This window comes from Dorea sp. AF36-15AT (assembly GCF_003477705.1).
GTDB lineage: Bacteria > Bacillota > Clostridia > Lachnospirales > Lachnospiraceae > Claveliimonas > Claveliimonas ammoniilytica.
Window position 1 is genome coordinate 1 of the sequence record NZ_QUDV01000014.1, and the last position, 14,375, is coordinate 14,375.

Here is a 14,375-nt window from a genome sequence, read left to right on the forward strand (position 1 = left end):
CCTGATACCTATATCATTTTCATTACGACAAATGATACCCTTGGATTCAATCTACCAATCTGTCACATTAACCGAACATTCGTAGAAACCGGGCAGTCTTGCCCTGACCAACTACATATCATCTATGTTAATTCATCTGCCCAGGATGATACTGCCCTCGGCAGACTTATGCATGACCTGCATTGCCCCAATTCACAAGATATGTATAGCAAGATTCTCGCTCGAAGAGTAAAAGAACTGAAAGAAACACAAGAAGGAGTTGATACTATGTGCGATAAGTTAAACGAACTGATTGCAGAAGAAAGAAATGAAGGTGAAAAACGTGGCATTCTAATTGGGGAAGCTCAAGGTGAAAAACGCGGTATCCTGATTGGAGAAGCTCAAGGTGAAAAACGCGGTATCCTGCATACTCAAAAAGAAACCGCAAAAAATCTGCAGCATATGGGAATGGCTCTGGAACAGATTTCCCTGGCTCTGAATGTCAGTGTCCAGATGATTCAGGAATGGCTTTCTGCTGACCGTGTACCAGTAAAATAGTTAAAATAAAAATGTGCTGTTATTCTCATAATTTCAAACAATCACAAGTATAACAGCACATTTTTATTCTTTATGCTTCTTTAATTGCATTCAATTCTTTCAATATATCCATCGCCACCTGATAAGACTTACGGAATGCATATGTTGATGATCTTACCGGACTGGCAAGTACCACCAGATCCTTGATACCTACGCCTTTGATCTTCATGCGTACTTTCAGCTTTTTGATAACCTTAACCGTCTTTTTATCTTCTTTCAGATGTACCAGTTCTTCCGGTGTAAGCTCAGGCTCACAAATCAGCATATATCCCATCAGATCTTCATAATGATAGATTTCCGGTCTGCTGTATTCTTTTGAAACTGTCGGATTTCCAGAAATACAAAACTTCTTATTCTGCTCATCGATCAGTAACAGCGACTGTATTTTACGGGTAACTACAAAACCATCTTCGCCCAGATCAATCGGAACCGCATTTGCCTCATATGTTTTTTTCAGTTCAGCAAGTGTTTTCTTTGTAATGGTCTCTGTAAATCCATTACTTACTACAGCGTAGCACTTCTTACATACTACACCATCCTGACAATGGAATTTTCTAAATCCAAGTTTCTCTCCACAGATATCACAATTTCCAGCCATAATTCTCTCCTGACATTTCTAACGAGGTAATTCCCATTTTATACTATTGAGTCCTGTAATCAATACGTATTATAGAATTCCTTCGGATTGTTTTGTGCTTTGCACTCCACTAGTATCACCATATTATACATGATATAACGATAAAAATCGAGTAGGATTGCTCCTACTCGATTCATATCTTTTGATTCTTTAAACCGTTGTTACAATTAAGCAACCAGAATGTTGAAGAATCCACATACAACACCAACTACTACGATTAACAGAATAATCTTGATAGATGTCCATTTCTTCTGCATCAGACCATAGATACCCATGGTTGCTGCCAGTGGAAGAATGTTAGGAAGTACTGCGTCAAACAGGCTCTCCTGCAGTGAGAAATCTGATCCTGATGTAGAAATCGTGATACCACATTTAACTTTTACATAGTTAACAATCAGACCACCCATTACCATACAACCCATGATAGAAGCTGCTTTCAGAAGCTTGTTCAGAATTCCTTTTTCTAGGAAGTCCATGATAGCCTCACTACCGGCATTATATCCAAACATAAAGTTAAGATATGAGAAAATATATGTAATGAAGAACATCAGTACTGCGTAAATAATTGCTCCCCAGATGTTTCCATCACCGGAACGTGTAATATCAATACACAGAGCCAGCAGAATCGGGATCAAAACTCCCTGCCAAATAGTATCACCAACACCAGCAAGAGGTCCCATCAGGGAAGTCTTGATATTTGTAATGAATTCATTCGGAATATCGTTGCCCATAGCTTTTTCCTCTTCAAGAGAAATAGCCAGACCAAGGATACATGAACCAAACTCCGGATGTACGTTGAAGAACTCCATCTCACGAGTCATTACATCAATCTGTTTTTCTTTGTTATCCGGGTATAAGTATTTTACTACCGGAAGGAATGTGTGGGCACAAGCCATACCCATCATACGCTCATAGTTGTAACATGTCTGAACCCAGGTCTCCCAGATTAAGGAGGCTCTAAACAGGGCTTTCTTAGGAATCAATCTCTGTTTCCATTCTTTCTTTGCCATTTCGCTCTACCTCCTCTTAGTCTTCATCCGGATCATAATCCGGGTCGTATGCTCCATCAGCTGGTGCTCCAGCTGTAGCAGCTACTGCTGTCTTTCCACCTGCAAGCTGAATGTAGATGATAGCCATGATCAGACCTACAATACCCTGCTCGATCAGTGTCATTCCAGAAACTGTTGCAATCATAAATCCTAAGAACAGGAAGATACGAGCCTCGCCTTTGAAGATGTACTGCAGTGTGATTGCAATACCAAGTGCAGGCATTAATCCACCGATTACCTGGAAGATCTGCAGTGGCTTACCAGCACACATATCGATGAATGACTGAATGTAGTCAGCGCCAAAGTATGCAGCCAGTGTACAAGGAGTTACACAGATAATTGCAGAGAAGATCTGTGGCAGGATTACGTTTGACAGGTACAGGTTATTGAACTTACCTTCTGCAACCCATTTATCTCCCATATGTACGAATACAGAGTCAATTGTCATACGCAGATACCATACGATTGTTCCCAGCAGACCAATCGGAACTGCGATTGCAAGAGCTGTATCTGCATCAAGGTTACCAGTGATTGCGTATGCAACACCAAGTACACCTGCCAATGCCATATCTGCAGGCATTGATCCACCAGCGGAAATAAATCCGAGGTATACCAGGTTGATTGTTGCACCTACAACCGCACCTGTTACAGGCTGTCCCAGCAAACATCCTGTAAGAAATCCACAAACCAGTGGTCTCTGGAGTGTCCAAAGTCCAACGAATGGAAGGTTTGCTTCAGCGAGCCAATAAATGATTCCACAAAGAATCGCTACACCTAAACTCATTTTTCATCTCTCCTTTTTAGTTATTGAGTTTTTTATAAGCCAAAGTTATCTTTAGCTTTTTTTAACGCATCATCAATCTTGACGACTGACTGTTCCGGAACGAGCTGGTAATATACATTAACGCCAGCTTTCTGCATTTCCTCACACGCCAGAACTTCTTCAGGATTTAATGCTACGTTATTAATGAATGGCTGTCTCTCTCCACGGATACCAGCTCCTCCGAGGTTAACCTCTTTCAACGGAACTCCCGCTTTGATCAGACGATTGTATGTAGTCGGAGTCTTTGCTAAAAGCAGAAGTCTCTCTCCAGGCACACCCTGAACCATCAGTTTCTCAGCTGCCTTTTCTACATTGTATACGATTACTTTTGTACCAGCCGGAGCCAGTGCCTTTACTACACGTACATTAAAAGTATCCTTTGCAACTTCATCATCAATAATAATGATTTTGTTTGCTTTGAAAGTTGGTGTCCATGCTGTTACCACTTCTCCGTGGATCAGACGGTCATCAACACGGGCCAATACGACATTTCTCATCTCTGCCATCTTATTCGTCCTCCTCGTCATCATCAGAATCCATTAACATTTTTCTAACATCCACGTAGCTGTCTGCAGCTGCGTTGATTGCCGCTTCACACAGTCCCTCACAGGTTGCTCCCTCGAAATCACGTTCCAGCACGATTGTCATCAGCATTGCCAGATTGGTTCCAGTCACATGATAAACGTCGTAGTCTCTTGTGAGCGATACGACTGCATTGAACGGAGAGCCATGTTTCAACTCTGTCAGGAAAATAATATTTTCCGCTCCGTATTTCTCAATTTCCTCTCTTAATACCTTTGTCAGATCATCAATTGTCTGCTCTGGATATAAAGAATATGCAGCAATATTTGTCTGCTCCCCAAGAAGCATCTGTACCGTGTTCAACATTCCTTTTGACTGTTCTCCATGAGAAACCAGTACTACACGAATTTTTGAATCAGCCATTGTGTAATTCATCCTTTCTCTATCTATCTGTCTATTTACTCATCACAAGCCAGCTCGTGCTTACGGTTTAGAGAGAACCAGCGTACCTGTTATGACGCACAATCTTTGTCGTCATATGCAACGTGGCTTATGCTGTTATCAATAATAACATCTTTCTCAAGAGACTCGGACTTAATATATTTCGCCATAATTACGCAATATGCGAAATGCCCTCTTCAGTCATTTCGCACAATAATTGCAAGTCCCTCAGATATGCATCTGACAGTTTCCACAATTTCACTCATAACAACCACACTGTAATAGAGTAATTACTGAATTATAGATTTACGCAATTACTCTATTACTTTTTTTCGCGTTATCGCCAAATACTCGTAATATCTTCGGATAATTCTTTATATTATTAATGATAAGCTGTAATATGTATTATTATATATTAAGCTGTGGTTTGTATTATTCCATTTATTTGACTTTGGGTTTAACTATTGAGAGGTGTATAATATTGCTATTAAACCAACGACAATTAGAAATTTTACTAGAATTATTTGAAAAACCGGAAGTTTATATGACTGCTTCCTACTTTTCCAGTAAACATCAGTGTAGTCTGCGCACAATCCAAAATGATATACGGCAAATCAAAACTGAGCTCGAATCAACAAATTGCGTAATATTCGAGTCTACTACGCGAAAAGGCTGTAGAATCTTAATTCAGGATTCTTCTCTTTTCTCTGCATTAAAAGACTCTTATTATCAACAGTTCAGTTCTGCAACATTGAACTATCCAAACGGAAGAGTCAATCAGATCTTACATCTGTTATTAAAGGAACATCGTGCCATTTCACTTTATGATCTGGAATCTGCTGTATTTGTATCTCGTTCTACTTTGTTAAATGACCTGAAAGGCGTGTCCGAAGTAGTTGCCAGATATAATCTGGAATTATTACGCAGTTCTAATAAAGTAATTATTGATGGAAGCGAAATTAACAAACGCCTTTGTCTGATGGATCAGAATCTGATTATCACAAATACCGTTGCTGCTTTATCTGAACAAGGTAGTAATTCTTCTATCGAAAAGATAAAAAATATACTTGTAGAAACATTCGTCTCGTTCAAGCATCCAATTACAGAAGCATCATTAAATAATGCGATTATTCAGTTGTATGTCGCATTAGAACGTATGCAGGACTGGTTCTTTATTGAACCATCCGATATGGAGATTGCCGAGAATCTGGAGCCGGAATATACGATTTCCAAAGAAATCTTCAGCCGGATAGGTAAAGAATTCTTCCTTCGCATTCCTGAGACTGAGATTAATTACTTTGCTTTATATATGAAGGGGCAAGGAAGCTTCAATTCTTCCGATGTCATTTCTTCCGATGTAGATAAGTTGATTCTGGATGCATTAGAAGAAATTCGTGACCAGTATAATATTGATCTTACTGACAATCTGAATCTTCGTATTGCATTGTCATTACATACTGCGTCACTGATTGTACGTATCAAATACAACATGCAGTTAAAGAACCATCTGGTAGATTATATCAAACAGACATTCCCGCAGGGATATGATCTTGGTATTTACTTTGCTTCGCATTTGCAGAAAGTATTTCATAAAAAAGTGACGGATGATGAGATTGCTTTCCTTGCAATTCATCTGTACACAGCTCTTGCAAACCAGCATCAAGAAGGCGAAAACAAGAAAGTGCTAGTAATATCTTCCATGCGCCAAAGTGAAAATATCCTACTGAAGCAAACACTTTTGAACTGGTTCTCTGATATTACTTCAGAGCTTACATTCAAGACACCAGAACAGATTGAAGATAAAGATATGGATGATTATGACATTTTTCTCACAACGGAACGCAATCATTATTACGATGCCGGACTTGCCTTTTATGTGGATCCTTTCCCAGGACAGCAGGATTATCTAAACCTGAAGCTTGCAATTGATGGTTTCCAGAGCATTGAAGATATTACCTCAATATTCTACAAAGATCTGTACAGTATCGGTGATGGCAAAAAACGTGAAAAAATCGTTGAAAACATGTGTCAGAAATCCAGTGAATACTTCGAACTGGACGGAGCTGAATTCAAAGATGCAGTCTTCCAGCGTGAAAATATGCGTAGTACCTACTGGGGCAATGGTATTGCCGTACCGCATCCATTGACTGCTGTATCTTCTGACTCTTTTGTAGCTGTTACGGAATTGCCGCAGGCAGTTGTATGGGATGATCAGAAAAATATGGTCAATCTGGTTTTGTTGGTCTGTGTCGGCAAGAACAGTTCCAAGGCTTTTCAGTTGTGGAACTATCTGGCCAAAGTATTTTCAGACAAGCACTTCGTGGAACGTCTGCTTCCGGATCCGAGCTATGAACATTTTATTGCGCTTCTGAAAGAAGCAATAGCCGGAAGTTTTCAAAAATAAACAGGAGGTCATTACATGACAGTAAAAGAGGCATTAGCCCAAACACAGAAAAAAAAGGCTGGCTTGATTAATAAAGCCTCTGTTAATTACGCTGAGACTTTGCTGCTTCCAGGTGAAAAACCTGAAGCAGCAGCCATTGCCAATATTTATACACGCCGTGATAAATTCCCGGGAATCGTTGTAATTACCGATCAACGAGTCATCGCTGCATGCGGAATTCCGGGTATCAAACGCGACATCTGCATGAATATCCGTGATCTGGAGAATTGCGAAGAGACCAGCATGATCATGCAGTACAAAGTAACTTTCCGTACCAGAAAGGAAGCCTTCGCCATGAGCGTAGATCCTGACGTAGGTGCCAACCTCTCTCCGCACGTTGCAAGAATTAACGGAGACGATCTTACTTCATTAAAGTTAGACGCTCGCGGAAATATCTTAAATGCCAGCTTTTTCAAACAACAACGTCTAAATCAGCAGCGTAAGAAAAAAGCCAAAGAATTCTCTGACAAAAAAGAGATCGAATTACAGAAAAAAGCTTCTATGGATTTTAACTCCGATGACTTCAACGAATAGACATTAATAAGGAGATTCATTATGGATTACATTATCAGTCCCTCCGTCATGTGTATGGATCTTATGAACCTTGGCGAGCAGATTAAGACACTTAACAAACACGTATCGATGTATCATGTAGACTTTATCGATGGCGTGTATCTCAAGAATTTTTCCATCACGCTGCCATTTATCGCGGCCATGCGCAAGATTACAAACGCTGCCCTCGATATTCACGTAATGTTAACCGATCCATTCTATTATCTGGATGATATGATCGAAGCCGGAAGCACTTATCTGTCCTTCCATTCGGAAATGCTCATGAATGAAGCATTCCGCACAGCGCACTACCTGCACAAACACGGGCGCAAGCTTGGCGTAGTCCTGGTACCGGGCGCTCCGATTGAAATGATCTATCCTTACATTTCACATCTGGACAAGATCACCGTCATGATGGTCGATCCGGGATTTTCTGGAGGTATCTTCGTCCCGGAAGCTCTTGATACCGTTCGTAAGCTGAAGGAATTAAGAAAAGAAAAAGGCTATCATTACATCGTAGAAGCTGATGGACAGTGTAACGAAAAACATTTCACGGAATTAAAGCAGGTCGGTGTGGAATCCTACATTGTCGGCAGCGGATTATTTGGTCTGATGAAACAAGGACTGACATTGGACGAAGCTTATTACCAGCTTATAAGAAATATTGAAAATGCATAAATTATGATAAAGAAAAAGACAGTGTTTCAAGGATGATTGTCCATCCACAAAACAATGTCTTTTTTTGCTTCCCTTCAGAGCAACCTTCAAATTGCTATACAGCACTTTGAAGGTGTAGCGTATCCGCCAAATAGATTTTACAGGAAAAAGTCTCATTTGTGCAAGCACAATTTGCCTTTTCCTGTAAATCTGCTTGTCTCTGAACGGTCGCATATTAGGATACTATAAATAAGTAAATTAAGCTTCCTCATTTACGAATGCTACTACCTTCTTAGCAAGATCCTCTGTTACACCAAGGTCAGCCATCATAGACAGCATTGTGTAACGTGCGCGAGTCTCTTTTGCGTAAAGCATTGCATTGTACAGACGGTCATCATCAAATCCAATCTGTGATGGAAGGTATGGAGCATCCAGACTCTTCAGGATCTCGATCATACGAGCTGCTGTTGGCATGTTGTCATCCATCAGTTTAACGATCTCATCCCAGTGAGCTTCGATTGCATCGATACGTTTCAGTCTGCCATTCACCTCATTCTTCTGAGATTCATGCTCCAGTGCAATGATAGAGCTTGCAGATGCACCGTATACTTCATTGATCTTAGCTTCCCATGCTGCCTGATCGTAAGCTTTTGCTTTTTCACGTGCTGCATCGAAGTCTGGTCTGTTCTCACGCAGGAACTCTGTCATCTTCAGGATCATAACTGTACCTACAGCTACCTTTGTACCGTGAAGTACCGGGATCTTGCCTTCCTGAAGTTCCAGTGTCTCCCAGAAATGACACATATGATGCTCGCATCCCGCTGCCGGACGAGAGTTACCGATAAAGCTCATTGCTACACCAGTAAGTACAAGTCCTTCCATAATGTCTCCGATTACCTTCGGATCTCTTGATGCTACGTTATCAGCGTCAGCTAATACATTTTCAATACAATCCGTTACCAGATTTACAATTTCATCACAGTAGTACTCATCATTAACTACCTTAGAGATTCTCCAGTCATTCAGACATGTGAATTTACCAAGCAGATCTCCAAGTCCTGCAGATACCATTCTTGCAGGTGCTCCACAAAGAATATCTGTATCTCCGATAATAAACAGCGGTGTCTGAGCCGGGATTGTTGTCTTCATGCTGTTGATGATCAGAGCTGCTCCTGAAGAAGCAAATCCATCCATCGGTGCTGCTGTTGCAACGATTGCATAAGGAACTCCCATCTGGAAGCTGAAGAAACGGCACATATCGTTGATAGAACCTGTTCCTACTGCTACAACCAGATCACAATCTCTGTCTGCATCAATCATAAGTTCTCCCAGTGCTTTCTCGTCCGGGATAAATCTCTTTCCCTTGAATACATGTGCTTTTGCTTTGATTCCGGCATCTTTCAGGATGTTCATTACTTTCTCTCCCGCAATACCGTATGTAATCTCATCACATGCGATGTATAAATTCTTAAATCCGTATTTCTCTACATATTCTGGCAGTGCCTTCATAGCTCCTGCGCTAACTGTTACACCTTCCAGTGTAGTAGAATGTGTTCTTCCACATGAACAATCAAATGGTTTTCCAAGATAATCTGCAAGCTTTAATGTCTTACTCATCACACTAACCTTCCTTCAATTTAATAAAATCTGTTCTCTCTAAAAACGCAAACCAAAATTACAAGTCCACGCTATCCTTAACCTAGTCTATCAAACATAAAGCTTCAGACACTCCGAATAAAATTCGCAATGCAAAATATTTTTTTAACGACTTGCGCAAAAAAATTGCGTAATTGATATTCCAATTACGCAATCATTATTTGTAAGCTATTTCCTACATTACCACACTGATTTATTTTTCCACTTCCCAATTTAAATCAGATTCATTGCCTGATTTACCGATTTTACACCAATGACTTCAATTCCTTCGATCTTTTTCAGCATATCTTTGGACACCTGCGGCATAATACATGTTTTAAATCCAAGCTTTCTTGCTTCTGCCACACGCTGTTCCGGCATACTCACCGCACGCACTTCGCCGCTCAGTCCCACTTCACCGAATACGATCGTTCCCGGCGAGATCGACTGGTTCTTGTAGCTGGACACGATCGCCATGACAATTCCCAGATCGATCGCAGGCTCATTCATGCGGATACCACCCGCAATATTGATATATGCATCGTAATTCGAAAGCGGAAGTCCCACTCGCTTTTCCAGCACTGCCATCAGCAGGTTCACTCTATTATAATCTGTACCTGCTGCTGTACGCCTTGGCATACCAAAATTACTCCGACACACCAGTGCCTGAATCTCCATCAGAATCGGGCGTGTTCCTTCCATTGAGCATGCCACGACTGATCCGGATGCATCCTCCGGGCGACCGTTCAACATATATTCCGACGGATTCGGCACTTCCTCCAGTCCGGTCTCCCTCATTTCAAACACACCGATCTCATTGGTGGATCCAAAACGGTTCTTCACGCCTCTCAGAATACGATATGACGCATGACGGTCTCCTTCAAAATACAGCACGGTATCTACCATATGCTCCAACACTCTCGGCCCTGCCACGGTACCTTCCTTGGTCACATGACCTACAATAAATATGGTAATATTTAATCCCTTTGCAATCTGCATCAGCGTATTAGTCGCCTCTCGCACCTGCGACACACTTCCCGGTGCCGCTGTCACTTCCTCACTGTACATGGTCTGAATCGAGTCAATCACTGCCACCGCCGGATGCTCTCTCTCGATCACCTGGCGAATTGTTTCCAGATTCGTCTCACACAACAACAGCAGATGGTCACTGAATGTCCCCATCCGATTCGCTCTCAGTTTAATCTGCTTTAATGACTCCTCACCGGAAATGTAAAGCACCTTTCGTCCCTGATCTGATAACCGCTTACACACCTGCAACAGCAAGGTTGACTTACCGATTCCCGGATCTCCACCAACCAACACCAGTGATCCCGGTACGACTCCACCACCCAATACACGGTCTAATTCCTCAATCTCCGTCTGCATCCGGTCTTCCTGATCGGTAGACACGCTGGATAATGTCACAACCTCTGCTTCACGCACTGTATTCTTTGCAGCCGTACCCTTTGATACCGTCACCTTTTCCTCTACAAATGTATTCCATTCCCTGCACATCGGACACTGCCCAAGCCATTTGCTTTCTTCATGTCCGCAGTTCTGGCAGAAATATATACTCTTTTTCGCTTTCGCCACCCGGTTACCTCCCATTAACATTATGCTGTTGAACTCACAAGTCCCCAACTATGATGCAACGAGGGGCCGCAATCTGCTGCCCCTCGCAATCTCTTACATATTTTACTTATTTCTTTTTAACCTTGATTTCTACGGTTCTGTTCGGATCCATCTCAGCACTCACGCTGATCTTACCACTCAGGTTCGTCTTCATGGTTCCAATATTGACATCGTCCATGTAGATCACATACTCTGTATCAGCTTCAAGCTCCAGTGTTACCTGAATATCTTTATCAGCAGATACATTGAATACTACTTCATCTGCAGATGCTTTGAAGTTCTCTACCGCTGTTCCCGGCACGGATTCGTATACGAACATGCCGTTCTTTTCAAGCTTCGTGATCTCGTTAAAGGTCTTTACTTTATATATATCGCCCTGAAATTCGAATCCATCCAGTTTGGTCTTGGATCCCAATGTGTAATCTCCAAAGCTAAGTGTTCCGTCATTTTCTGCTCTCAACAGTTCTTTTACTACTGCCATAGTTTTATCCTCCTGGAATTTCTGTTCATCTAGCGCGTTCGTCGCTATACGCTCATTGTACCACATCGTTCCCCGTTACGCTTCAACTTTTACAAAGAATTTTATTTCTTTTTTATGAAGTCCCGCTTCTACATGATCGCCGGATTTAATCTCTCCGGACAGGATCGCATCTGCGAGTGCATCTTCTAACTGATTCTGGATCGCACGGCGGAGCGGGCGGGCGCCGTATTTCTGGTTGGTTCCGGTCTCTACGATGTGCTTCTTCACAGAATCACGGATGGTCAACGTGATATTAAGCTGCTCTTTAGCGCGCTTCGTTATTTCTTTGCACATGAGTCCTGTAATCTTCTTCATCTCATCTGATCCCAGTGAATGGAATACGATGATCTCATCGATTCGGTTCAGAAATTCCGGACGGAATACCAGCTTGATCTCATTCATCACGTTAGACTTCATACGCTTGTAGTCCGCACCTTTGTCTTCTTTGGTCACGAATCCAAGACGCTTCGGGTCAATGATTGCCTGTGCTCCGGCATTGGAGGTCATAATGATAACCGTATTGCGGAAATCTACTTTTCTTCCCTGGGAATCGGTAATATGACCATCATCCAATACCTGTAACAGAATGTTAAATACATCCGGATGCGCTTTCTCAATCTCATCAAACAGGACTACTGAATACGGATGTCTTCTCACCTGCTCAGATAACTGTCCGCCATCATCGTGGCCCACGTATCCCGGAGGCGAACCGATCATTTTCGACACGCTGTGCTTCTCCATGTATTCAGACATATCTACCCGGATCATGGCATTTTCATCACCAAACAATGCCTCCGCCAGCGCTTTTGACAGCTCTGTCTTACCAACCCCGGTAGGACCCAGGAACAGGAAAGATCCGATCGGTCTGTTTGGATCTTTTAATCCGACTCTGCCTCGTCTTACTGCCTTTGCAACTGCTGTAACGGCTTCGTCCTGACCGATCACGCGTTTGTGCAGTGTCTTTTCCAGCTTGCGCAGACGCTCGCTCTCTGATTCTGCAAGCTTCTGCACCGGAATCTTCGTCCACTCTGATACAACAGCAGCGATATCTTCTTCGGTAACTGTGACCTGACGGTCTTTGTTCTTTTTCTGAAAGCGGTTACGCGCCTGATCTAATTTCTTTTCTGCTGCAATCTGTTCTTTGTGGAGAGTCGACGCCTCTGTCATATTGCCTTCCCGGATTGCTTCTTCTTTCTGGACCTTCAGATTATCAATCACCTGCTCCAGTTCTTCGATACTGTCCGGCACTTTGAATCCACGGAGGCTTACCTTTGAGCATGCCTCATCCAACACATCGATTGCCTTATCCGGCAGGAAACGGTCATTCACATATCGCACAGATAATGCGACCGCACTTTCCAATGCTTCCTGCTCTACCGTCACATGATGATGATTCTCATAACGACTCTTTAAACCTTCCAGAATCTCCAGGCACTGCTCCTTGGTTGGTTCCTCCACCGTAACCGGCTGGAATCTCCGTTCCAGCGCTGCGTCTTTTTCGATATATTTGCGATACTCACCAATGGTTGTAGCACCGATCAGCTGAATCTCACTTCTTGCCAGCGACGGCTTCAGGATATTGGACGCATCCATGGCTCCCTCAGCACCTCCGGCCCCGATAATGGTATGCACCTCATCCAGGAACAGAATCACATTACCTGCTGCCTTCACTTCCTGAATCAGCTTCTTCATACGTTCTTCAAATTCACCACGATACTTGGAACCGGCGATCATGCTGGCAAGATCCATGGTAAATATCTTCTTCTCTTTCATGCCTTCCGGCACCAGTCCACCGGAAATGCGCTGTGCCAGTCCTTCGATCACTGCAGTCTTGCCGACACCCGGCTCCCCTACGAGGCACGGATTGTTCTTGGTTCTTCTGCTGAGGATCTGCATCAGTCTGCCAATCTCCTGTTCTCTCCCAATCACAGGATCTAACTTTCCCTCTGCGGCCTGTTCTGTAAGATCTGTACCAAACTGCTCCAGCACACCTTTCTTTCTTCCCTCACCCTGAAGGTCTGACATATATTCATTAATATCTGCGCCCACTGCCAGCATAATATCCTGATACAGCTTCTGCATATTCACATTTAACGTCTGCAGAATCCGGGATGCCACGCAGTCAGCATCATTTAAAACAGCAAGGAGCAAATGCTCGGTTCCCACTTCTTTTGCTTTCAGATGCTGCGCTTCTCCTGCTGCTTCTTCTAAGATAAACTGCAGTCTCGGGCTCTCCATCGGCTTGCCGGATATCTCCATATCTTCCGGCGGAGTCACCAGTTCATTCATGATCTTCAGCATGTCTTCCTCTTTGACTCCATTCATATCCAGCACCTGACCGGCTACGCCGGAATAGATCTTGCTGAGTCCGATCAGCAGATGCTCCGTGCCGACATAAGGATGCTGCATCAGCTTCGCCGACTCAGCTGCAAGCTTCAGCACTTCCTGTGCCTGTGTTGTATAATTCATTCTGTATTATCCTCCTATCATCTCGTCATAGATCTCATCCACCATCTCGTGTACTTCTACTCTGCTGATATCCTTGCAGAGTCCTCTCGCCAACAGGATTCGAAGCTGTGCTCTCATCTTCTCCACCGCCTCGATCTTATTCACATCAAGAGAGATCACAGCTCCCTTCCTTCTGTCAAGCTGAATATATCCCTCCTGCTTCAGTACCGTATAGGCTTTGTTGACCGTGTGCATATTAATGCCCACCGTCTCTGCAAGCTGACGCACCGATGGAAGAGATTCACCCTCCTGTATCTCAGATGTGGCGATTCCCATAATGATCTGATTCCTGAGCTGTATGTAGATTGCTTCATCACTATTGAAGTCAATTTCAATAATCATCGTCTTATCGCTTCCTTTGTTACAATTTTGTTATACCC

At 42.9% G+C, this 14,375-nt stretch carries 13 protein-coding genes and 1 pseudogene; 4 read left to right on the forward strand and 10 right to left on the reverse strand.

The window, feature by feature from the left end:
* Positions 1–537: pseudogene (locus tag DWZ93_RS14780) on the forward strand (hypothetical protein); the annotation flags it as partial.
* Between the two features lie 70 nt (positions 538–607).
* On the opposite strand, the gene DWZ93_RS13965 reads toward DWZ93_RS14780, so the two are convergent.
* From DWZ93_RS13965 to DWZ93_RS13985, 5 genes are all read right to left on the reverse strand, one after another.
* Positions 608–1,174 carry a DUF4428 domain-containing protein gene (locus tag DWZ93_RS13965; RefSeq protein WP_118453305.1) on the reverse strand — a complete coding sequence of 189 codons (567 nt, stop codon included), beginning with the start codon at positions 1,172–1,174 and terminating at the stop codon, positions 608–610.
* A gap of 206 nt (positions 1,175–1,380) precedes the next feature.
* Complete coding sequence (locus DWZ93_RS13970) at positions 1,381–2,223, reverse strand: PTS system mannose/fructose/sorbose family transporter subunit IID (protein WP_118453306.1); 843 nt, start codon at positions 2,221–2,223, stop codon at positions 1,381–1,383.
* A 16-nt stretch (positions 2,224–2,239) separates the two neighbouring features.
* Positions 2,240–3,046 carry a PTS mannose/fructose/sorbose/N-acetylgalactosamine transporter subunit IIC gene (locus DWZ93_RS13975; RefSeq protein WP_118383126.1) on the reverse strand — a complete coding sequence of 269 codons (807 nt, stop codon included), beginning with the start codon at positions 3,044–3,046 and terminating at the stop codon, positions 2,240–2,242.
* 32 nt (positions 3,047–3,078) lie between these two features.
* Positions 3,079–3,591 carry a PTS system mannose/fructose/N-acetylgalactosamine-transporter subunit IIB gene (locus DWZ93_RS13980; RefSeq protein ID WP_243007050.1) on the reverse strand — a complete coding sequence of 171 codons (513 nt, stop codon included), beginning with the start codon at positions 3,589–3,591 and terminating at the stop codon, positions 3,079–3,081.
* A gap of 1 nt (position 3,592) precedes the next feature.
* Positions 3,593–4,030, reverse strand: coding sequence for a PTS sugar transporter subunit IIA (locus tag DWZ93_RS13985; protein WP_118383127.1), 438 nt, complete (start codon positions 4,028–4,030; stop codon positions 3,593–3,595).
* A gap of 769 nt (positions 4,031–4,799) precedes the next feature.
* Here DWZ93_RS13985 and DWZ93_RS13990 point away from each other — a divergent pair.
* The 3 genes from DWZ93_RS13990 to DWZ93_RS14000 are packed head-to-tail and all read left to right on the forward strand — an operon-like array spanning position 4,800 to position 7,721.
* Positions 4,800–6,452, forward strand: coding sequence for a BglG family transcription antiterminator (locus DWZ93_RS13990; RefSeq protein WP_243061306.1), 1,653 nt, complete (start codon positions 4,800–4,802; stop codon positions 6,450–6,452).
* 15 nt (positions 6,453–6,467) lie between these two features.
* A complete protein-coding gene (locus tag DWZ93_RS13995; protein WP_118383129.1) occupies positions 6,468–7,025 on the forward strand; it encodes a hypothetical protein in 558 nt (185 codons plus the stop codon).
* Positions 7,026–7,046: 21 nt separating this feature from the next.
* Entirely contained in the window at positions 7,047–7,721 is a 675-nt protein-coding gene (locus tag DWZ93_RS14000; RefSeq protein WP_118383130.1) for an allulose-6-phosphate 3-epimerase, read from the forward strand.
* 237 nt (positions 7,722–7,958) lie between these two features.
* Here DWZ93_RS14000 and DWZ93_RS14005 read toward each other — a convergent pair whose 3' ends face one another.
* The 5 genes from DWZ93_RS14005 to DWZ93_RS14025 form a co-directional block, all read right to left on the reverse strand.
* The gene (locus tag DWZ93_RS14005; RefSeq protein WP_118383131.1) at positions 7,959–9,317 is read right to left on the reverse strand and encodes a sn-glycerol-1-phosphate dehydrogenase; all 1,359 of its coding nucleotides are present in this window, start codon (positions 9,315–9,317) and stop codon (positions 7,959–7,961) included.
* A 252-nt stretch (positions 9,318–9,569) separates the two neighbouring features.
* Entirely contained in the window at positions 9,570–10,928 is a 1,359-nt protein-coding gene (radA, locus tag DWZ93_RS14010; protein WP_118453308.1) for a DNA repair protein RadA, read from the reverse strand.
* A 106-nt stretch (positions 10,929–11,034) separates the two neighbouring features.
* Positions 11,035–11,448, reverse strand: coding sequence for an endosialidase (locus DWZ93_RS14015; protein ID WP_118453309.1), 414 nt, complete (start codon positions 11,446–11,448; stop codon positions 11,035–11,037).
* A gap of 75 nt (positions 11,449–11,523) precedes the next feature.
* Positions 11,524–13,956 carry an ATP-dependent Clp protease ATP-binding subunit gene (locus DWZ93_RS14020; RefSeq protein ID WP_118453310.1) on the reverse strand — a complete coding sequence of 811 codons (2,433 nt, stop codon included), beginning with the start codon at positions 13,954–13,956 and terminating at the stop codon, positions 11,524–11,526.
* A gap of 6 nt (positions 13,957–13,962) precedes the next feature.
* Positions 13,963–14,337 carry a GntR family transcriptional regulator gene (locus DWZ93_RS14025; RefSeq protein WP_118383133.1) on the reverse strand — a complete coding sequence of 125 codons (375 nt, stop codon included), beginning with the start codon at positions 14,335–14,337 and terminating at the stop codon, positions 13,963–13,965.
* Positions 14,338–14,375: the final 38 nt, after the last annotated feature.